At 69.0% G+C, this 20539-nt stretch carries 20 protein-coding genes; 11 read left to right on the plus strand and 9 right to left on the minus strand.

Translation table 11 applies throughout. From position 1 onward, the window contains the following. Nucleotides 1-20: 20 nt before the first annotated feature. From pgl to tkt, 6 genes are read right to left on the minus strand one after another with little or no spacing between them, the layout of a single operon-like run. Entirely contained in the window at nt 21-740 is a 720-nt protein-coding gene (gene pgl, locus ACQPYH_RS19155) for a 6-phosphogluconolactonase (protein ID WP_432893097.1), read from the minus strand. Beyond that, complete coding sequence (locus ACQPYH_RS19160) at nt 737-1879, minus strand: glucose-6-phosphate dehydrogenase assembly protein OpcA (protein WP_432893098.1); 1143 nt, start codon at nt 1877-1879, stop codon at nt 737-739. The genes pgl and ACQPYH_RS19160 overlap by 4 nt, the downstream gene beginning before the upstream one ends. Beyond that, nucleotides 1876-3435 (minus strand): glucose-6-phosphate dehydrogenase, encoded by a 1560-nt coding sequence (gene zwf / locus ACQPYH_RS19165; protein WP_432893100.1) that lies wholly within the window; start codon nt 3433-3435, stop codon nt 1876-1878. The genes ACQPYH_RS19160 and zwf overlap by 4 nt, the downstream gene beginning before the upstream one ends. Before the next feature lie 21 nt (nt 3436-3456). After that, the gene (locus ACQPYH_RS19170) at nt 3457-5040 is read right to left on the minus strand and encodes a glucose-6-phosphate isomerase (RefSeq protein ID WP_432893101.1); all 1584 of its coding nucleotides are present in this window, start codon (nt 5038-5040) and stop codon (nt 3457-3459) included. Then, nucleotides 5037-6146: a transaldolase gene (gene tal / locus ACQPYH_RS19175; protein WP_432893103.1), complete on the minus strand. Its 1110-nt coding sequence runs from the start codon at nt 6144-6146 to the stop codon at nt 5037-5039. The genes ACQPYH_RS19170 and tal overlap by 4 nt, the downstream gene beginning before the upstream one ends. 42 nt (nt 6147-6188) lie before the next feature. Next, nucleotides 6189-8384, minus strand: a complete 2196-nt coding sequence (gene tkt, locus ACQPYH_RS19180) for a transketolase (protein WP_432893105.1) — start codon at nt 8382-8384, stop codon at nt 6189-6191. A gap of 209 nt (nt 8385-8593) precedes the next feature. On the opposite strand from tkt, the gene ACQPYH_RS19185 reads away from it, so the two are divergent. Both ACQPYH_RS19185 and ACQPYH_RS19190 read left to right on the plus strand, forming a co-directional pair. Further along, a complete protein-coding gene (locus tag ACQPYH_RS19185) occupies nt 8594-9571 on the plus strand; it encodes a heme o synthase (RefSeq protein ID WP_432894431.1) in 978 nt (325 codons plus the stop codon). A gap of 96 nt (nt 9572-9667) precedes the next feature. Continuing rightward, nucleotides 9668-10762, plus strand: coding sequence for a ScyD/ScyE family protein (locus tag ACQPYH_RS19190; protein ID WP_432893106.1), 1095 nt, complete (start codon nt 9668-9670; stop codon nt 10760-10762). Nucleotides 10763-10792: 30 nt separating this feature from the next. Here ACQPYH_RS19190 and ACQPYH_RS19195 read toward each other — a convergent pair whose 3' ends face one another. The 3 genes from ACQPYH_RS19195 to ACQPYH_RS19205 are packed head-to-tail and all read right to left on the minus strand — an operon-like array spanning nt 10793 to nt 13231. Then, nucleotides 10793-11719 (minus strand): COX15/CtaA family protein, encoded by a 927-nt coding sequence (locus ACQPYH_RS19195; protein ID WP_432893108.1) that lies wholly within the window; start codon nt 11717-11719, stop codon nt 10793-10795. Nucleotides 11720-11738: 19 nt separating this feature from the next. Beyond that, a complete protein-coding gene (locus ACQPYH_RS19200; RefSeq protein ID WP_432893110.1) occupies nt 11739-12515 on the minus strand; it encodes an ABC transporter permease in 777 nt (258 codons plus the stop codon). Continuing rightward, entirely contained in the window at nt 12512-13231 is a 720-nt protein-coding gene (locus ACQPYH_RS19205; RefSeq protein ID WP_432893112.1) for an ABC transporter ATP-binding protein, read from the minus strand. Before ACQPYH_RS19205 ends, ACQPYH_RS19200 begins: the two co-directional genes overlap by 4 nt. A gap of 128 nt (nt 13232-13359) precedes the next feature. Between ACQPYH_RS19205 and ACQPYH_RS19210 the strand changes: the two genes are divergently transcribed. From ACQPYH_RS19210 to ACQPYH_RS19250, 9 genes are read left to right on the plus strand one after another with little or no spacing between them, the layout of a single operon-like run. Beyond that, on the plus strand, nt 13360-14085 hold the full coding sequence (locus tag ACQPYH_RS19210; RefSeq protein WP_432893114.1) for a helix-turn-helix transcriptional regulator: 726 nt from the start codon (nt 13360-13362) through the stop codon (nt 14083-14085). Beyond that, a complete protein-coding gene (gene sufB, locus ACQPYH_RS19215) occupies nt 14082-15494 on the plus strand; it encodes a Fe-S cluster assembly protein SufB (protein ID WP_432893115.1) in 1413 nt (470 codons plus the stop codon). Before ACQPYH_RS19210 ends, sufB begins: the two co-directional genes overlap by 4 nt. Further along, entirely contained in the window at nt 15494-16696 is a 1203-nt protein-coding gene (gene sufD / locus ACQPYH_RS19220; RefSeq protein ID WP_432893116.1) for a Fe-S cluster assembly protein SufD, read from the plus strand. The genes sufB and sufD overlap by 1 nt, the downstream gene beginning before the upstream one ends. Further along, nucleotides 16693-17031, plus strand: a complete 339-nt coding sequence (locus ACQPYH_RS19225; protein ID WP_432893118.1) for a non-heme iron oxygenase ferredoxin subunit — start codon at nt 16693-16695, stop codon at nt 17029-17031. The genes sufD and ACQPYH_RS19225 overlap by 4 nt, the downstream gene beginning before the upstream one ends. Before the next feature lie 38 nt (nt 17032-17069). Continuing rightward, nucleotides 17070-17831, plus strand: coding sequence for a Fe-S cluster assembly ATPase SufC (sufC, locus tag ACQPYH_RS19230; protein ID WP_432893120.1), 762 nt, complete (start codon nt 17070-17072; stop codon nt 17829-17831). Then, the gene (locus ACQPYH_RS19235) at nt 17828-19084 is read left to right on the plus strand and encodes a cysteine desulfurase (protein WP_432893122.1); all 1257 of its coding nucleotides are present in this window, start codon (nt 17828-17830) and stop codon (nt 19082-19084) included. Before sufC ends, ACQPYH_RS19235 begins: the two co-directional genes overlap by 4 nt. A 1-nt stretch (nt 19085) precedes the next feature. Then, nucleotides 19086-19544: a Fe-S cluster assembly sulfur transfer protein SufU gene (sufU, locus tag ACQPYH_RS19240; RefSeq protein ID WP_432893124.1), complete on the plus strand. Its 459-nt coding sequence runs from the start codon at nt 19086-19088 to the stop codon at nt 19542-19544. Then, on the plus strand, nt 19537-19923 hold the full coding sequence (locus ACQPYH_RS19245; protein WP_432893126.1) for a metal-sulfur cluster assembly factor: 387 nt from the start codon (nt 19537-19539) through the stop codon (nt 19921-19923). Before sufU ends, ACQPYH_RS19245 begins: the two co-directional genes overlap by 8 nt. Beyond that, nucleotides 19920-20537 (plus strand): acVLRF1 family peptidyl-tRNA hydrolase, encoded by a 618-nt coding sequence (locus ACQPYH_RS19250; protein ID WP_432893128.1) that lies wholly within the window; start codon nt 19920-19922, stop codon nt 20535-20537. The genes ACQPYH_RS19245 and ACQPYH_RS19250 overlap by 4 nt, the downstream gene beginning before the upstream one ends. The last annotated feature ends 2 nt before the right edge of the window (nt 20538-20539 follow it).

The following is a 20539-nucleotide window of genomic DNA, read 5'->3' on the forward strand; positions in this document are numbered from 1 at the left end:
ACGCTTCGGCGCCCGCCGAACTACGACAGCTTCGAGGCCGCAGCTTCGTCCAGGAGCCAGAGGGTGCGGTTCTGGCCCTTCGGGTGGGCGGCGGGGACGTCGCCTTCGGCCAGAGCCGTTGCGACCGCGTCGGCCTTGTCCTCGCCGGACACCACGAACCAGACCTCGCGCGCCCGGTCGAGCAGCGGCACAGTCAGCGAGATGCGGGTCGGAGGCGGCTTGGGGGAGTCGTGCACCGCGACCGCCGCCACGTCCACGACCGTGAGCTGCGGATACCCCGGGAACAACGACGCCACATGCCCGTCCGGTCCGACCCCGAGCATCAGTACGTCGAACGTCGGCGAACCGGCCGCCTCGAGCTCGGAGGCGTACGCCGCTGCCGCTACCTCGGCGCCTTGCCCGGCGTCGGCCGGCATCGGGTGTACCCGCGCCGGGTCGACGTCCAGCTCGGACAGCAGAGCGTCCCGCGCCTGGGTCTCGTTGCGCTCGGGGTCGCCGTCGGGCAGGAAGCGCTCGTCGCCCCACCAGAACTCGACCCGCTGCCAGTCGACCTCGACCCGCGCCGGCGAACCCGCGACAGCGCGGTAGACGACAGCGGCCACCCGGCCGCCGGTGAGGACGACCTGCGCGACCCCACCGGTGCTCTGCGCGTCGGCGATCGCCGTGATCAACCGCTCGGCCACCGAGAACGCCAGGTCCTCGGCATCGGAATGGATCAGCAGCTCAGGATCGATCGTCATCGCTTCGCCACCCGCTTGCTCCCGGCAACCTTCTTGGCCACAGTCTTCCTGGCACTCGTCTTCTTGGCTGCAGACTTCCGCGCAGCTGTCTTCTTGGCAACCGTCTTCTTGGCCGCGGCCTTCTTCGCGGAGTCCGGCTTCTTCTGTGCCGCGACCACCTTCTTGCCCGCCGCGCTCACGCTCGCCGCCGCCGACTTCCGCGCCGTCGCGTCGACCTTCTTCTCGGCCGCCGGCATCTGGTCCCGCTCGACCATGCACGCCAGCGTCTTCGCGTACACGTCGTCAGGGTCGAGTCGCCGCAGCTCCTCGCTCAGCAGCTCGGACGTCGTACGCCGCTTCAGCGCCACCGGGCGATCCGGCTGACCCGGCACGCTGAACGTCGCCACCGAGCCGTCAGGCCGCGTCAACGCGATCGGCCCGGACGGCGTGAACAGCCGCACGGCGGTCACGCCCGGCCCGCGCGAATTCCGCTGCTCCACCGGCACCTTGAGCCGCGACTGCAACCACGCAGCCATCAGGTCCGCGCTCGGGTTCCCCTTGGCGGCCGCAACCTCGGCCCCGGTCACCTTCGTCGGGTACTGATCCAGGGCCGCAGCCATCAGCGCACGCCACGGCGTCAACCGTGTCCACGCGAAGTCGGTGTCGCCGGGCTTGTAGCCCTCGGCCCGCGCACTGAAGTCGATCGAAGCCCGCCGCGTCGAAGCAGCGTCCGTCACGCGACGCCGACCGAGCCGGCCCAGCGGGTCGTCGGCCGGAACCTTCGGCCCGCCGCCCGGCCACCAGACGATGACAGGGGAGTCGGGCAGGAGCAGCGGCGTGATGACTGACTCCGGCACCTTCGCCAGCTCACCGTGCAGCCGCAGCAGCACGGCCTCGCCGGGGATGCCCTCGCCGACGCGCACTTCCGCGTCCAGCCCCGTCGCGCCGCGGCCGGGCCGCAGGATCGCGACCAGGACGCGGGACGGGTGTTCGCGACCGGCCTCGTTCGCGGCCTTCATCGCGTCGTGGTGGGACGCCTCGTCGACGACGACCACGATCGTGCCGACCATGCCCATGGCCGGCGATCCCGCGTGCCGGCGGGCCTTGAGCAGCGCCGAGGCGATCTCGCTCGACGTCGTGTCGGTCAGGTCGATGATCATGGCCGCCTCCAAGCACGCCCGTCGCGGGCGAGCATCTCGTGCGCCGAGTCCGGGCCCCAGTGGCCGGAGGGGTACTGCTCCGGCTTGCCGTGCCTGGCCCAGTAGTCGAGCACCGGGTCGAGGATCTTCCAGCCGAGCTCCACCTCGGTGTGCTGCGGGAACAGCGGCGGATCACCGAGCAGCACGTCGAGGATCAGTCGCTCGTATGCCTCGGGGGAGGACTCGGTGAACGAACCGCCGTACTGGAAGTCCATGTTGACGTCGCGGATCTCCATCGTCGTCCCGGGCACCTTGGCGCCGAAGCGGATGGTGATGCCCTCGTCCGGCTGGATCCGCAGTACCAGTGCGTTCTGGCCGAGCTCTTCGGTCTCGGTCTTGGTGAACGGCAGGTGCGGCGCGCGCTTGAACATCACGGCGACCTCGGTCACCCGGCGCCCGAGTCGCTTGCCGGTCCGCAGGTAGAACGGCACGCCTGCCCAGCGGCGCGTGTCGACGTCGACGCGCAGGGCGGCGAACGTCTCGGTCGCTGACGAAGCTGGGATGCCGTCCTCCTGGAGGTATCCCTTGACCTTCGTGCCACCGGCCCAGCCGGCCGCGTACTGACCGCGGGCGCTGTGCTGGTCCAGGCGCTCCGGCAGTTGCACCGCGGCCAGGACCTTCTTCTTCTCCTGGCGCAGCGACCAGGCGTCGAAGCTGACCGGCTCCTCCATCGCGACCAGCGCGAGCAGCTGGAGCAGGTGGTTCTGGATCACGTCACGGGCGGCGCCGATGCCGTCGTAGTACCCGGCGCGGCCGCCGATGCCGATGTCCTCGGCCATCGTGATCTGCACGTGGTCGACGTAGTTGCTGTTCCAGATCGGCTCGAACATCTCGTTGGCGAACCGCAGCGCCAGGATGTTCTGGACCGTCTCCTTGCCGAGGTAGTGGTCGATCCGGAAGACCGCCTCGGGCGGGAACACGGACTCGACCACACGGTTCAGCTCGCGGGCGCTCTTCAGGTCGTGGCCGAACGGCTTCTCGATCACGACCCGCCGCCACGAGCCGGGCTTCTCGTCGGTCAATCCGTGCTCGGACAGCTGCCGCACGACCTCCGGGAACAGCCCCGGCGGGATCGACAGGTAGAACGCGTGGTTACCGCCCGTACCGCGGGTGACGTCCAACTCGTCGACCGTCTCGCGCAGCCGCTCGAACGCCACGTCGTCGGTCAGGTCACCCGGCACGAACCGGAAACCCTCGGAGAGCTGCTGCCAGACCTCCTCGCGGAACGGCGTCCGGGCGTGCTCCTTCACCGAGTCGTGCACGATCTGGGCGAAGTCCTGGTTGGTGTAGTCACGGCGCGCGAACCCGACCAGGGCGAAACCGGGGGGCAGCAGCCCCCGGTTCGCCAGGTCGTAGACCGCCGGCATCAGCTTCTTGCGGGCCAGGTCGCCGGTGACCCCGAAGATCACCAGGCTGCACGGCCCCGCGATCCGCGGCAGCCGCCGGTCCTGCGGATCCCGCAGCGGGTTCCGGTGCGGCGTGATGTCGCCCGGCCCTTCGTCGAGCTCAGCGGTCATTGCCCGCTTCCTCCCCGTGCTTTAGTTGCCGAACAACGACAGGAGCTGCTGTACGCCGTTCGCCACGTCGGTCAGGTGCAGACGCAGGACCGGACGCCCGCGCTCCGCCAGTACTCCGGCGTCGCCGGCGGCCTGCGCCGTGATCAACGTACCGAAACTGAACGGCCGATCCGGGATCTCCACGTCCGTCGCGTGTGCCCCGGTGATCTGCAGGTACACGCCCTCCGGGTGTCCGCCCTTGTGGTACTGACCGGTCGAGTGCAGGAACCGCGGACCCCACCCGAAGGTCACCGGACGGCCGGTCTTGGTCGCCAGCGCCGGCCGTACGCCGAACAGGTCGGCGTCCCGCTCGGAGTCCAGGTACGCCATGACCGCGACGTACCCCTTCGCGTCGAGCTTGCCGAGCAGCGCGTCGACCGCGCCCTGCAGCGAGTCCACGCCGTCCAGCAGACCCTCGGAGCCACGAACCTCGACAGCGCCCTCGGTGAAGGCGGCCGCCTCCGGCTTCGGCTGAGCGTCGAGCAGACCGCGCGCCGCCTTCTTCGCGCTCTCCACATCGGGCTGGTCGAACGGGTTGATGCCGAGCAGGTAGCCCGCCACCGCCGTCGCCGTCTCCCAGAGCAACATCTGCCCGCCGAGTGAGCCCGAGGTCAGTGCCGTCGGCACGCCGCTCGTCGCCTTCTCGGCCAGCAACGCGTTCGTCAGGTCAGCCGCCTCGCTGCGCAGCTCCGGCGCGCCGACCTCGACCGCCACCGGAAGTACGCCGGTGCCGAGCTTGCCGGTGCTCTCAGCGATCAGCTGCTCGGCCCAGTCCGGGAATCCGACGATGTCGGACCCGTCGGCGGTGATGATCGCCTTGTCCCGGCCCTCGCTAGCCGCGAGCACAGCGCCCAGCCAGAGCGCCGGGTTGTCGGTCGAGTCCGCCTGCAGCTCCGGCGCCGCCTCGGCTGCCTGGTCGAGCAGCTCGGCGATGTCGGCGCCGGCCAGACCGGACGGCACCAGGCCGAAGGCCGTGAGCGCGCTGTACCGGCCGCCCACGTTCGGGTCGGCCAGGAACGTCTTGCGGTAGCCCTCGTCCGCCGAGAGCTTCTCGAACGGCGAACCCGGGTCCGTCACCACGACGACCCGCGACGCGGCGTCGATGCCCACGTCCTGGAACGCCTTGATGAACGTACGCCGGTGGCTGTCCGTCTCGACCGTCCCGCCGGACTTGCTGGACACGACGATCACGGTCTTCGAGAGGTCACCGGCCAGCGCCCGCGCGACCACGCTCGGGTCGGTCGAATCCAGTACGACGAGCTCGACGCCCGCCGTACGCGTAATGACCTCGGGCGCCAGCGACGAACCGCCCATGCCGGACAGGACGATCCGGTCCAGGCCCTCGGACCGCAGGTCGGCCTGCAGGGCCTCGATCTCGGCCAGCAGCGGCCGCGAAGTGTCGTGCAGGTCGACCCAGCCGAGCCGGATCGACGCTTCGTGCTCGGCGTCCGGGCCCCAGATCGTCGCGTCCTTCGCGGCGATCCGGGACGCGATCTTCTCGGCGACCAGCTTGTCGACGACCTCGGCCCAGTCGCCGTTCTGCGTGCTGACCTTCGGAGCACTCACTTGGCCGCGCCCTTCAGGGCCGCCGTGACAGTGTCCTGCAGCTCGGACCAGGAGGCGTCGAACTTGGCCACGCCCTCGTCCTCGAGCAGCTGCACGACCTCGTCGTACGAGATGCCCAGCTTCTCCAGGTCGTCGATCACCTTGCGGTCGCCGGCGTAGTCGCCGCGGACCGTGTCGCCGGAGAACGAGCTGTGCTCCTCGGCCGCCTTGATCGTTGCCTCAGGCATCGTGTTCACGACGCCGTTCGTGACCAGGTTGTCGACGTACAGCGTGGGGGAGTACGACGGGTCCTTGGTGCCGGTGGAGGCCCACAGCGGCCGCTGCGGCTTGGCGCCGGCGGTCTCGAGCTCACGCCAGCGGTCGGTGTCGAAGATCTCCTCGTACGCCTCGAAGGCGAGCCGGGCGTTGGCGATCCCGGCCTTGCCCTTCAGCGCCTTCGCCTCGTCGGAGCCGATCGCGTCCAGCCGCTTGTCCACCTCGGTGTCCACCCGGCTGACGAAGAACGACGCGACGCTGGCCATCTTGGTCACGTCGTGGCCGTTGTCGACGGCCTGCTCGAGGCCGGCGAGGAACGCGGCCGCGACCGCCTTGTAGCGGTCGAGGGAGAAGATCAGCGTCACGTTCACGCTGATCCCGGCGGCCAGCGTCTGGGTGATCGCCGGCAGACCCTCCTTGGTGGCGGGGATCTTCACGAAGACGTTCTCGCGGCCGACGATGTCCCACAGCAGCTTGGCCTGCTCGACGGTCTTCGCGGTGTCGTGCGCCAGCGTCGGCTCGACCTCGATCGACACCCGGCCGTCCTGGCCCTCGGAGTCGTCGTACGCCGGCTTGAAGACGTCGGCGGCGTCCCGGACGTCGTCGGTGGTGATGACCCGGATCGCCTCGTCGGTCGAGACGCCCTGGGAGGCCAGGTGGGCGACCTTCTCGGCGTACGCGTCGGCGTCCGAGATGGCCTTGGCGAAGATGGTCGGGTTCGTGGTCACACCGACCACGTGCTTGTCCTCGATCAGCGCCTGCAGGCTGCCGCTGGTCAGCCGCTCGCGGGACAGGTCGTCGAGCCAGATGGAGACACCCGCGTCGGCGAGTGCTTTCAAGCGATCGTTCATGTGTCCGATGCCTTCTTCCGAAGTGTTCTGGTGTGGGTGTCTTCAGTTGGCGTCGGCCGGTCCGACCGGTCCGGCGGCGGCGCGGCCGGGCGGCACGCCCGGTCCGCTGATCTGGGCAGCCGCGGCGATGCTGTCCTTGGCGGCCTGGACGACCGCGTCGGCGGTGATGCCGAACTCGTCGTACAGCGTCTGGTACGCCGCCGAGGCGCCGTAGTGCTCCAGGCTCACGCTGCGGCCGGAGTCGCCGACGATGTCGTGCCAGCTCTGCGCGATCCCGGCCTCGACCGAGACCCGGGCGCGGACGTCGGCCGGGATGACCGACTCGCGGTACGCGTCGTCCTGCTCGTCGAACCACTCGCGCGAGACCATCGAGACCACGCGGGCGTTGACGCCTTCCTCGGCCAGCTTGGCCCGCGCCTCGACCGCGAGCTGGACCTCGGAGCCGGTGCCGATCAGCACGACATCCGGCGTGCCGTCCGTGTCGAGCAGCACGTACGCGCCCTTGTGGACGTTCTCCGTGGTGGCGTATCCGTCCGTCCCGCGGGGGAACGTCGGCACGTTCTGCCGGGTCAGCACGAGGCCGGCCGGGCGGTCGGTGTGCTCGAGGATCGTGGCCCACGCGGCCGCCGTCTCGTTCGCGTCACCGGGACGGACGACGTCCAGGCCCGGGATCGCCCGCAGTGCCGACAGGTGCTCGATCGGCTGGTGCGTCGGACCGTCCTCGCCGAGGCCGATCGAGTCGTGCGTCCAGACGTAGGTGACCGGCAGCTTCATCAGCGCGGCCAGCCGGACCGCCGGGCGCATGTAGTCGGAGAAGACCAGGAACGTACCGCCGTACGGGCGGGTCAGGCCGTGCAGGGCGATGCCGTTCATCACCGAGCCCATGGCGTGCTCGCGGATGCCGAAGTGCAGCACCCGGCCGTACTCGTTGCCCTGGAACTCCTTGGTGGCGAACTCCGCCGGGATGAAGGACGGCTGGCCCTTCGGGGTGGTGTTGTTCGAGCCGGCCAGGTCGGCCGAACCGCCCCACAGCTCGGGCAGCTCCGGCGCCAGGTTCGTCAGCACGTCACCGGAGGCGGCGCGGGTCGCGACACCCTTGGCGTCGGCGTCCCAGCTCGGCAGCGCGTCCTTCCAGCCGGCCGGAAGCTCGCGCTTCGACAGCCGGTCGAGGAGCGCGGCGCCGTCGGGGTTCGCGGCCTTCCACTCGTCGAACCTGCCGCTCCACTCGGCCTCGAGGGCCTTACCGCGGTCCAGCGCCTCGCGCGTGTGCGCAAGTACGTCGTCGGCGACCTGGAACGACTGCTCCGGGTCCCAGCCGAGGACCTTCTTGGTCGCGGCCACCTCGTCGGCGCCGAGCGCCGAGCCGTGGATCTTGCCGGTGTTCTGCTTGTTCGGCGCCGGCCAGCCGATGATCGTGTGCAGCCGGATGAAGCTCGGCTTGTCGGTGACCGCCCGGGCCGCCTCGAGCGCGTCGTACAGCGCCTGGACGTCCTCGTGGTAGCCCGTACCGCCCTGGGTCCAGTCGACGTCCTGGACGTGCCAGCCGTACGCCGCGTAGCGGGCCGCGACGTCCTCCGAGAACGCGATGTCGGTGTTGTCCTCGATCGAGATCTTGTTCGCGTCGTAGATGACCGTCAGGTTGCCGAGCTGCTGGTGACCGGCCAGCGACGACGCCTCGGACGAGACGCCCTCCTCCAGGTCACCGTCGGACGCGATCACGTAGATGTTGTGATCGAACAGACCCTCGCCCTTCGGCGCGTCCGGGTCGAGCAGGCCGCGCTCGCGGCGGGCCGCCATCGCCATACCGACCGCGTTGCCGACGCCCTGACCGAGCGGGCCGGTGGTGGTCTCGACGCCGGGGGTGTGCCGGTACTCCGGGTGGCCCGGGGTCCTGCTGCCCCAGGTCCGGAGCGCCTTCAGGTCGTCCAGCTCGAGGCCGAACCCGGCCAGGTAGAGCTGGATGTACAGCGTCAGGCTGGAGTGCCCCGCGGACAGCACGAACCGGTCGCGAGCCGCCCAGTGCGGGTCGGCCGGGTTGTGCCGCATCACCTTCTGGAACAGCAGGTACGCCGCCGGCGCGAGGCTCATCGCCGTACCGGGGTGGCCGTTGCCGACCTTCTCCACCGCGTCCATCGCGAGCACCCTGACGGTGTCGACCGCGCGCTGGTCGAGGTCGGTCCATTCAAGCTTGGGGCTGGTCTTCTCCGTCACGCCGACGGCGCTCCTCTCGATGGTCATCTTCTAGGTATCTCACGCAGAGCCTACTGTGATGAAGGCTGTCCGCTGCACAGTGCTCAACTGCTTGTCAACCAGCTGGCGACGTCTCCTGTTCCCGGACCGGCGCACCGGATCGGAGGGGGGTGCGAGAACCCTCCTACGGGGCGTCGTAGACTGCTGAATCGTCAGCGCCGGAAGTCCGGCGTCAACCCACTTTGTTCGAGGTGTTCGTGACGGCCGTCGACCCGCGTCCCGCCGCGACGACGTCGTACCCGACGCCGCTGCCGGACGCTCCTGCTGTGTCAGCTGCAACAGCGAGTCCGACGGTGCGCGACGTGGTGAAGGCGTACGTCGGTCTGACCAAGCCGCGCATCATCGAGTTGCTGCTGATCACCACCGTGCCGGTGATGTTCCTGGCCGCCGGGGGAGTGCCCGGGCTCGAGATCGTGGTGGCCACCCTGATCGGCGGCATCCTCGCTTCCGGCAGCGCGAACACGATCAACTGCGTGCTCGACCGCGACATCGACGAGCAGATGCGCCGGACCCGGCGCCGCCCGTTGCCGCGGCACGCTGTCAGCCCGCGCTCGGCGACGGTCTTCGGCGTCGTGCTCGGCGTGCTCGCCACGCTGGAGCTCGGCTTCTTCGTGAACTGGCTGTCGTCCGGCCTCGCGCTCGCGGCGAACCTGTTCTACGTCTTCGGCTACACGATGGTGCTGAAGCGCCGGACCGTGCAGAACATCGTCTGGGGCGGTATCGCCGGTTGCTTCCCGACCCTGATCGGCTGGACCGCGGTCACCGGCAAACTGGCCTGGACCCCGGTCGTGCTGTTCCTGGTGGTGTTCTTCTGGACGCCGCCGCACACCTGGTCGCTCGCGATGCGCTACCGCGAGGACTACGCATCCGTGGACGTGCCGATGCTGCCGGTAGTCGCCACCCCGGTCGCGACCGCGCGGCAGATCATGGCGTACTCCGTTGTCATGGTGATCACGTCGATCGCGCTCTGGCCGGTCGCGGACACCGGGTACGTGTATCCGCTGGCCTCGATCGTGCTCGGCTTCGTCTTCCTCCGCGAGGCCCGCCGATTGTTGCTCCGGGCCCACACCGGTGCGGAAGGCGCGGCCCTGCGGCCGATGCGGCTCTTCCACTTCTCGAATATCTACCTGGCGTTGCTGTTCATCGCAGCGGCCGTCGACCCGCTGCTGCACTAGGGCAGCGCCTTGACCAGATCGTGACCACGTGTTGCGATGGTCCGGTCTGTGGAGGCGTTTCCACGCCTGGGGAGACACAGTGGCAGGGGGATTCGTATGGGGGTACGAACACGTGTTGCGGCACTCGCCGCACTAGCACTGGCCGGCTCGTTGCTGGTTGCCGGGCAGGCCGACGCCGGTGGTCACAGCAGCAGTTTGAAGCCGGTGGCAACGGGTTTGAACGGTCCGCGCGGCGTCTCGACGTACAAGAACCTCGTCATCTACAGCGTTACCGACGGTTCGGTGTATGTGACCGACGGACACAAGAGCGTGAAGCTCGGCAAGGTGCCGGGCACGGGCGGGTTCCCGCCGGCGATCGACACGAACAAGTGGGGTACGACGTACGCACTGACCGGTGCGGGCGGCGAACCGGGACAACCGCCGGTGCCGGGCAGTTCGACGCTGTACCGGATGCGGTACGGGAAGGCGCCGATCAAGGTCGCGGACATCGCGGCGTACCAGGCGCACGACCCGGACCCGTACAACCAGGCCGACTCACCGACGGAGTCCAACCCGTTCGGCGTCGCGGCCCTGAGCGACGGCACGGTGCTGGTGTCCGATGCCGCGAACAACGATCTGCTGAGGGTGTGGCCGAACGGTCACGTCAAGACGGTCGCGCGGCTGAAGCCACGCACGGTCAAGGTGCCCGCCGGTCTCGGTGACGAGGCTCCGCCGGCCGGTACGCCGTTCGTCGCCGAAGCAGTGGCCACGTCGGTCACGGTGGGCTCGGACGGTTACTGGTACGTCGGTGAGCTCCGTGGCTTCCCGGCAACGCCGGGGACGTCGGAGATCTGGCGGATCAGGCCGGGCTCGGTGGGCGCGGTGTGTGACCCGGTCAAGCCGAACAAGGGCAACTGCCAGCGGTACGCCGACGGCTTCACGTCGATCGTCGACCTGGCCGGCGGTCCGCACGGCACGCTCGCGGTCGTCGAACTCGACAAGGCCAGTTGGTTGCGGTTCGAGCTGACCGGCCCGACGCACGGCGGGCTGTTCCTGCTGTACCCGGGCAAGAACCACCGCGGCGGGTACGTCCGGGAACTGGTGAAGGATCAGCTGACGCTCCCGGGCGGAGCGGGCTTCAACCGGTGGGGCGAGCTGTTCGTCTCCGCACCGGTCTTCGGCCCGGGCGCCGTCTACAAGGTGCGTTACTGAGATCGATCGAGGTACGGCGGGACGCCCGTTTCAGGTCGCGGGCGTCCCGCGCTCGCCGTACACGGCCGTGACGAGCGCGATCAGCAACCCGGCCAGGAACATATGCACGAGCACGACACCCCACGGCAGCCCTGTGAAGTACTGCGTGAAGCCGACGGCGCCCTGCAGCACCTCGACGGCCAGCAGCCAGGCGGCCAGCTTGCGCAACGTACGCGAGGTCGCGGTGACCCGGGTCGCGATCACCAACGCGATCGTGATGCCGAGCAGCCCGAACACGACGTCCGCGTGCAGCTGACTGACCAGCTCGGGGTCGAAGCCGTTGCGCCCGGTCTCCGGATCACCCGAGTGCGGACCGGCGCCGGTGACAATGGTGCCGAGGGCAACGGTCAGCCAGACCGCCACCACACTGGCGGTCGCGAGCGCGCGAACCACCGGGGGAGTGTGCGGGTACGGGCTGGTGCGCGACCGGCGCATCATCGACACCGTCAGCGTGATGATGATCGGCGAGACCAGGAAGTGCGCCGACACGATCCACGGGTTGAGGCCGGTGAGCACGCTGATACCGCCGATGACCGCCTGTAGCGGTACGCCGAGGGCGGCCGCCGTCGCGAGCCGGCGCAGGTCGTGGCGGACCGGGCGGTAGCGCATCACGACCAGCCAGGTGCAGATCGCGACCACTCCGACCACGAACCCGAGCATCCGGTTCGTGAACTCGATCGCACCGTGATAGCCGAGCGCGGCGTGCGGCACGTACGAATCGTCCGTACATGACGGCCAGGTCGGGCAGCCGAGGCCCGATCCGGTCAGACGGACCAGTCCGCCGGTCACCACGATGCCGATGTTCACCACGATCGAGGCCCAGCCCCAGCGGCGGACCACGTCCAGGCTCGGCTCGGGCACGAGTCGCCAGAAACGGCTGACTTGTTCGGCTTCTCGAGGCGGGGGCTCCGTCGTCATCACCGGGACACTCTAAAGCTCAGTCCCAGCGGAACGTTCGGGACACCAGGTAGCCGAGCACCCCGGCCCACAGGGCGAGCGACAGCGCGGCAGCCCACGGGATCACTCCTTCGACGGTCGAGTTCGCCAGCCCGTTGGCCAGGGCGGCACTGGGTAGCAGGCGTACGACGCTCTGCATCCCGGACGGGTATTCGTCGACGGGCGTCATGATCGCCCCGCCGACCAACAGCAACAGATACAGCAGGTTCGCGGCGGCGAGCGTGGCCTCTGCACGCAGTACGCCGGCCATCAGCAGACCGAGTGATGCGAAGGCCGCGGTGCCGCACAGGACAGTGAGGATGACGCCGATCACAGCCTGGGCTCCGCCGACCGGCTTCCAGCCCAGCGCGAGTCCGGTGCCCATCAGAACTGCGAGCTGGATCACCTGGACGATCAGGACGGCGCCGATCTTGCCGGCCAGCAGGCCGGTGCGGGACAGCGGCGAGGCGCCGAGTCGTTTGATCACGCCGTAACGCCGCTCGAAACCGGTCGCGATGGCGAGCGAGGTGAACGACGAGGACAGGATGGCCAGGGCGAGAACGCGAGGGACGGCCTGGTCGATCGCCCGGCCGTCGCCGAGCGGCAGACGGTCGCCCAGGCCGGTGGCGCCGAGGAGTAGCAGGATGCCGAGCGGGATCACGAGCGCCAGCAGCAACTGCTCGCCGTTGCGGACGAGCAGCTTGAACTCCATCCGCGAGTGCGCCAGAACCTTCCGCGGCCACGGGGCGCTCCCTGGCTGCGGTGCGTACGTGCTCATGAGCGCTCCGGCTTGGCGGTGAGTTCGAGGAAGACGTCCTCGAGGGACTTCTTGTGGTGCTCGGTGAGGTCGTCGGGGGTGCCGGAGGCGATCACCTTGCCGGCCGACACGACGTGGACCTGGTCGGACAGCTGTTCGGCCTCGTCCATCGCGTGGGTGGTGAGTACGACGGTCACGCCGTCGTCGCGCAGGTCGCGGATCACCTGCCAGATCTCCCGCCGCCCGTGCGGGTCCAGCCCGGTCGTCGGCTCGTCGAGGAACGCGATCTCCGGCCGCCCCACGATCGCCAGCGCGAACGACAGCCGCTGCTTCTGACCACCTGACAGCCGGCGGTACGGCGTACGGCCGCAGCTGCCCAGGTCGAGGCGCTCCACCAGCATCGCGATGTCGAGCGGGTGGGTGTGCAGCGTCGCGACGTACTTGAGCATCTCGACGGCGCGGACGCCGGACCAGGCGCCGCCCTCCTGGAGCATCACGCCGATCCGCGGCATCAACGCGTCGTGGTCCGCGATCGGGTCCAGCCCGAGCACCCGGACCCGGCCGGAGTCGGGCCGGCGGAACCCCTCACAGCTCTCCACGGTCGTGGTCTTGCCGGCGCCGTTCGGGCCGAGCACGGCCGTCACCGTGCCGGCGGCTACGGTGAGACTGAGACCGTCGACCGCGGTCTTCTCGCCGTACCGCACGACGAGGTCTTCGATCTCAACCGCAACTGGCACAAACCGCAGCATAGAGAACGCCCCGGAGTGACCTCGCTCACGGTCCGGTCTCGTGCCCCGCGTGACCGCCCGAACCGGTTAGGGGAGCCTTATTTGAAGGCCCCCGGTATTTACGCCACACTGATGTTGTGAAAAATCCTGCGAACAGCGGAGCCGTGCCTCACGGCGCCGGTAGCGCGCGGGACGAGTCCACCCGGGACCGGGTAGCACGTTCGATCCTGACCAATGGTCCGTCCAGCGCCGCGGTGCTGGCGGAGCGGCTCGAGCTGACCCCGGCGGCGGTCCGGCGGCACCTCGACCACCTCCTCGACGAGGGCCTGGTCGAATCCCGCGAGGAGCGCGTCTACGGCCCGCGCGGCCGCGGCCGCCCCGCGAAGGTCTTCGTGCTGACCGACACCGGCCGGCACGCCTTCCACCAGGCGTACGACGACCTGGCGGCGACCGCGATGCGGTTCATCGCCGAGGCCGGCGGTGAGGACGCCGTGGCGGAGTTCGCCCGGCGCCGCGTCGCCGAGGTGGAGCAGCGGTACCGGGAGGCGGTCGACGCCGCTCCCGACAGCAGCAAGGCGGAGGCGCTCGCCCTGGCCCTCACCGGGGACGGCTATGCCGCGTCCACGGCGAAGGCCGCGCACGGAGAGCAGCTCTGCCAGCACCATTGCCCGGTCGCGCACGTGGCCGAGCAGTTCCCCCAGCTGTGCGAGGCCGAGACCGAGGTGTTCTCGAGACTCCTCGGCAAGCACGTGCAGCGACTGGCCACCATCGCCCACGGCGACGGTGTCTGTACGACGCATATCCCGGGGCCCAGCCCCGTGCCCCCTGTATCCGACGGCGAAGCTGCGAGGACCGCACGATGACGCAAACCGCTCACCCCGAACTGGAAGGCCTCGGCAACTACCAGTACGGCTGGGCCGACTCCGACGCCGCCGGCGCGGTCGCCCAGCGGGGCATCAGTGCCGACGTGGTGCGGGGCATCTCCACCCTCAAGAACGAGCCGGAGTGGATGCTCGACCTGCGGCTGAAGGGCCTGAAGCTCTTCGACCGCAAGCCGATGCCGTCGTGGGGTGCGGACCTGTCCGGGATCGACTTCGACAACATCAAGTACTTCGTCCGCTCGACCGAGAAGCAGGCGTCGAGCTGGGAAGAGCTGCCCGAGGACATCAAGAACACCTACGACAAGCTCGGTATCCCCGAGGCGGAGAAGCAGCGCCTGGTCGCCGGCGTCGCCGCGCAGTACGAGTCGGAGGTCGTCTACCACCAGATCCGTGAGGACCTGGAGGCCCAGGGCGTCATCTTCCTCGACACCGACACCGGCCTGAAGGAGCACCCGGAGATCTTCAAGGAGTACTTCGGCTCCGTGATCCCGGTCGGCGACAACAAGTTCGCCTCGCTGAACACCGCGGTCTGGTCCGGCGGCTCGTTCATCTACGTGCCCAAGGGCGTCAAGGTGGACATCCCGCTGCAGGCCTACTTCCGGATCAACACCGAGAACATGGGCCAGTTCGAGCGGACCCTGATCATCGTCGACGAGGATGCCTACGTGCACTACGTCGAGGGCTGCACGGCGCCGATCTACAAGTCGGACTCGCTGCACTCCGCGGTGGTCGAGATCATCGTGAAGAAGGGCGCCCGCTGCCGCTACACGACGATCCAGAACTGGTCGAACAACGTCTACAACCTGGTCACCAAGCGCGCCACCTGCGAAGAGGGCGCGACGATGGAGTGGATCGACGGCAACATCGGCTCCAAGGTGACGATGAAGTACCCGGCCGTCTACCTGATGGGCGAGCACGCCAAGGGCGAGACCCTGTCGGTCGCGTTCGCGGGCGAGGGCCAGCACCAGGACGCCGGTTCGAAGATGGTGCACAACGCGCCGTACACGTCGAGCTCGATCGTGTCGAAGTCGGTGGCCCGCGGCGGCGGCCGGACGTCGTACCGCGGTCTGGTCGAGGTGGCGCCGGGTTCGCACCACAGCAAGTCCACGGTGCGCTGTGACGCGCTGCTGGTCGACACCATCAGCCGTTCGGACACCTACCCGTACGTCGACGTCCGCGAGGACGACGTGGCGATGGGGCACGAGGCGACCGTGTCCAAGGTCAGCGACGACCAGCTCTTCTACCTGATGAGCCGGGGTATGGCCGAGGACGAGGCGATGGCGATGATCGTCCGCGGCTTCATCGAGCCGATCGCCCGCGAGCTCCCGATGGAGTACGCGCTGGAACTGAACCGTTTGATCGAGCTGCAGATGGAAGGGGCCGTCGGCTGATGTCGTCGTCTGACACCCTTGTTGCTACCGGCAACAAGGCGCACTCCCACGGGCCGGGTTCGCCCGTCCCGCTCCAGGCCCGCAGCGAGCGGCCGACGTCGTACGACGTGGCCGACTTCGCGGTGCCGAACGGACGCGAGGAGGAGTGGCGCTTCACCCCGGTCAAGCAGCTCAAGGCCCTGTTCGAGGACGCGGCCGGCACCGAGACCCCGAAGGTCGACGCGTCCGGTCCGGAGGGCGTGGTCTTCGAGACCGTCGCCGCGGACTCGCTCAAGGTCGGTAAGCCCCAGGACCGCTCCGCGGCCGTCGCCTGGAACCACGCCGGCGACGCGTTCGCGGTCCGGATCCCGGTCGAGGCCGAGCTGACCGAGCCGGTGCACGTGAACGTCGCGAGCCTCGGCGCCCGCGGCTTCAGCCACCTGATCGTCGAGTCCGGCCGGCACAGCAAGGCGATCGTGATCATCGATCACTCCGGCGCCGGTGAGTTGAGCAGCACCGTCGAGATCGTCGTCGGCGACGGCGCCGACCTGCGGGTCGTCTCGATCCAGCAGGGCGACCACGAGTCGATCCACCTCGGCCAGCACGACGCGCTGGTCGGCCGGGACGCCAAGCTCCACCACGTCGTCGTGACGCTCGGCGGCAAGATCGTCCGGATCGCGACCAACGTCCGGTACTCCGGTCCCGGCGGCGACGCCGAGCTGCTCGGGGTGTACTTCGCGGAGTCGGGTCAGCACCACGAGAACCGGCTCTTCGTCGACCACGAGGCGATCAACTGCAAGAGCAACGTGATCTACAAGGGCGCTCTGGCCGGCGACCACGCCCGCTCGGTCTGGATCGGCGACGTGCTGATCAGGGCTGCGGCCGAGGGCACCAGCACGTTCGAGCTGAACCGCAACCTGGTCCTGACCGACGGGGCCCGCGCCGACTCGGTTCCGAACCTGGAGATCGAGACCGGCGAGATCGAGGGCGCGGGGCACGCCTCGGCGACCGGCCGGTTCGACGACGAGCAGCTGTTCTACCTGCAGGCACGCGGCATCCCCGAGGATGCGGCTCGCCGGCTGGTCGTGTCCGGCTTCTTCAACGACATCATCGGCAAGATCGGTGTCCCCGAGGTGACCGAGCACCTGCACGACGTGATCGAGGAGAAGCTGGCCCGCACCGCCGAGCTGAGCGAAGCTGCCAAGGTGGTCACCGGCCAGTGAGCGACACCTTCGAGCGCGCGTGCGCCGCCGCCGACGTACCCGACGAGGGAGTGATCCCGGTCGAGGTCGGTGGCGTGGAGGTCGCGGTCGTGAAGAGCGAAGGACAGTTCTTCGCGGTGCGGGACGAGTGCTCGCACGCGCAGATCCAGCTGTCCGAGGGTGACGTCGGCGAGTGCGAGATCGAGTGCTGGCTGCACGGGTCCCGCTTCGACCTGCGCACCGGCGAGCCGACCAGCCTGCCGGCCTACGACCCGGTGCCGATCTACCCCGTGCGCCTCGACGGCGACGACGTACTCGTCGACGTGAAGAACCCCCTGAACCAGCCATCCCTTTAACTACATGGCCCTGTAAACAGACGGAGATAGACAAACTCATGGCGACACTCGAGATCCGCGACCTGCACGTGTCGGTCGACACCGAGAGCGGCCCGAAGCAGATCCTGCGCGGCGTCAACCTGACCATCGCCGGCGGTCAGACGCACGCGATCATGGGCCCGAACGGCTCCGGCAAGTCCACGCTGGCGTACTCGATCGCCGGGCACCCGAAGTACAACATCACCAGCGGCACGGTCACGCTGGACGGCGAAGACGTGCTCGACATGAAGGTGGACGAGCGTGCCCGGGCCGGCCTGTTCCTCGCGATGCAGTACCCGGTCGAGGTGCCCGGTGTCTCGGTGGCGAACTTCCTCCGGACCGCGAAGACCGCGATCGACGGCGAAGCCCCGAAGCTGCGGACGTGGGTCAAGGACGTCAACAAGGCGCTCGCCGACCTGGACATGGACGCCGACTTCGGCACCCGCAACGTCAACGAGGGCTTCTCCGGCGGTGAGAAGAAGCGGCACGAGATCGTCCAGCTGGAGCTGCTGAACCCGAAGATCGCGATCCTCGACGAGACCGACTCCGGCCTCGACATCGACGCGCTGAAGATCGTCTCCACCGGCGTGAACCGGTTCGCCGAGCAGGGCGACAAGGGCGTCCTGCTGATCACCCACTACACGCGGATCCTGCGCTACATCAAGCCGGACTTCGTGCACGTGTTCGTCGACGGTCGCGTCGCCGAAGAGGGTGGCCCGGAGCTGGCCGAAGAGCTCGAGGCCAACGGCTACGAGCGGTTCCTCAAGGCAGGCGCGAAGTGACCGACGCCCGGACGTTCAGCAGTCCCCTGGACCTGCAATCGGTCCGGGCGGACTTCCCTATCCTGTCGCGCGAGTTGGCCGGCGGGTTCCCGCTGGTCTACCTGGACTCGGCGAACTCGTCGCAGAAGCCGCGCCAGGTGGTGCAGGCGATCGAGGACCACTACCTCAAGCACAACGCGAACGTGGCCCGCGCCATGCACCAGCTCGGCGCCGAGGCCACCGCGGCGTACGAAGGCGGCCGGGACAAGGTCGCGGCCTTCATCGGCGCGCCGTCGCGCGACGAGATCGTCTTCACCAAGAACGCCTCCGAGGCGCTCAACCTCGCCGCGCACACGCTCGGCGCGTCGCTGAAGCCGGGCGACGTCGTGGTGATCTCCGAGATGGAGCACCACAGCAACATCGTCCCGTGGCAGCTCGCCTGCGAGCGGACCGGCGCGACGCTGAAGTGGTTCGGCGTGACCGAGGACGGCCGGCTCGACCTGTCGAACATCGACGAGCTGCTCACCGAGCAGACCAAGGTCGTCGCGCTGACCTGGGTCTCGAACGCGCTCGGCACGATCAACCCGATCAGCGACATCGCCGCAAAGGCGCACGCCGTCGGCGCGACGGTCGTCGTCGACGCGTCGCAGGCCGTCCCGCAGTTCCCGGTCGATGTCTCGACGCTCGGTGCCGACCTGCTGGCCTTCACCGGTCACAAGGTGGTCGGCCCGACCGGCATCGGCGTGCTCTGGGGCCGGTACGACCTGCTTGCCTCGCTCCCGCCGTTCCTCGGCGGCGGCGAGATGATCGAGATCGTCCGGATGACCGGTTCGACGTACGCCGCTCCGCCGGCACGCTTCGAGGCCGGCACGCCGCCGATCGCGCAGGCGGTCGGACTCGGTGCGGCTGTCGACTACCTGTCCGGGATCGGCATGGACAAGATCGCGGCGCACGAGCACGCGATCGTCGAGTACGCGCTCGAGGGGCTGAAGACCGTTCCCGGTCTGAAGGTCCTCGGCCCGACGGACGCGGCCGACCACGGCGGTGCGATCAGCTTCGCGCTGGACGGCGTACACCCGCACGACGTGTCGACCGTGCTGGACACCCGTGGCATCGCCGTACGGGCCGGGCATCACTGCGCGCGTCCGGTGCACGAGCGGTTCGGAATGCAATCGTCGACCAGAGCGTCTTTCTATCTGTACACGACGCCCGAGGAGATCGAGGCGCTCGTGGACGGCCTGGGATTCGTGCGCAAGTACTTCAAGGTGGATTGATATGCAGCTCGACAACCTCTACCAGGAGATCATCCTGGATCACTACCGCAGCCCGCACCACTCGGGCCTCGCGGACCCGTACGACGTGGAGGTGCACCACGTGAACCCGTCCTGCGGGGACGAGGTCACGCTCCGGGTCGAGCTCGACGGCGATACCGTGAAGGGCGTCACGCACAACAGCGTCGGCTGCTCGATCAGCCAGGCGGCGACATCGGTGATGTCGGACCTGGTGATCGGCAAGCCGGTGTCCGAGGGCATGGCGACGTACGAGAAGTTCCTCGAGCTGATGCAGGGCCGGGGGAATGTCGAGCCGGACGAAGAGGTACTGGAGGACGGTGTGGCGTTCGCGGGCGTCGCGCAGTTCCCGGCCCGCGTCAAATGCGCGTTGCTGGGCTGGTCGGCGTGGCGCGATGCCACGGCGCAGGCCCTCGCAGCAGGAGAAGGAGTGAAGAATGTCTGACCAGACCGACGAGAAGATCGAGCTGCCCGAGGTCGACCTCGAGGCAGCCGCCGCGCCGGTCGGCAGCACGCCGGCCAAGGTCGAGGACGTGACCGAGGCGCTCAAGGATGTCGTCGATCCCGAGCTCGGCATCAACGTGGTCGACCTGGGCCTGATCTACGGCATCACGGTCGACGACGCCAGTACGGCGATCATCGACATGACGCTGACGTCCGCGGCCTGTCCGCTGACCGACGTGATCGAGGACCAGACCCGGATGGCGCTGGACGGTCTCGTCAACGACTTCCGGATCAACTGGGTCTGGATGCCGCCGTGGGGCCCGGAGAAGATCACCGACGACGGCCGCGACCAGCTGCGGGCGCTCGGCTTCAACGTGTGACCCGCATTGTTTCGGTGGCGCCGAGCCGACTGGACAGGTGGCTGGACGGCTTCGGTGAACGCCATGGCACGGTGCGGTACGACGTGACGCCGACGAGCGTCACGTTGTCCGCGGACGACGGCTCCACCGCCGTCGTCACCGTGCCCTTCGAGCCCCTCGACGTGTTGACACGCGAGGGGCTCGTCGCACATGTGCTGACCGAGCGGCGGCTCGGCGTACTGCTCGTCCGTCGCGGCGGGTACGGCGCCGGAGTGTTTGCCGGGGGCAAGCTTCTCGACTCGAAGGTCGGGTCCCGGCACGTGCAGGGTACGACGAAGGCGGGCGGCTGGTCGCAGCAGCGGTACGCGCGCCGGCGGGACAACCAGGCCCGTGAGGCGTTCGCGGCCGCGACGGAGGTCGCCGTACGGATCCTTGCGCCGGCGAGGCTCGACGTACTGGTGTGCGGGGGAGACCGGCGGGCCGTCGACACCGTGCTCGAGGATCCTCGCTTGAAGGATCTGCCCGGGATCGTGCGGCCGCCGTTCCTCGGCGTACCGGATCCGAAGCAGAAGGTGCTCGAGCAGGCCGGTGTCGACGCATGCGCGATCCGGATCGACGTGGACCAGCCGGACTAGGC

It is taken from the genome of Kribbella sp. CA-245084 (assembly GCF_050942355.1).
Classification (GTDB): Bacteria; Actinomycetota; Actinomycetes; order Propionibacteriales; family Kribbellaceae; genus Kribbella.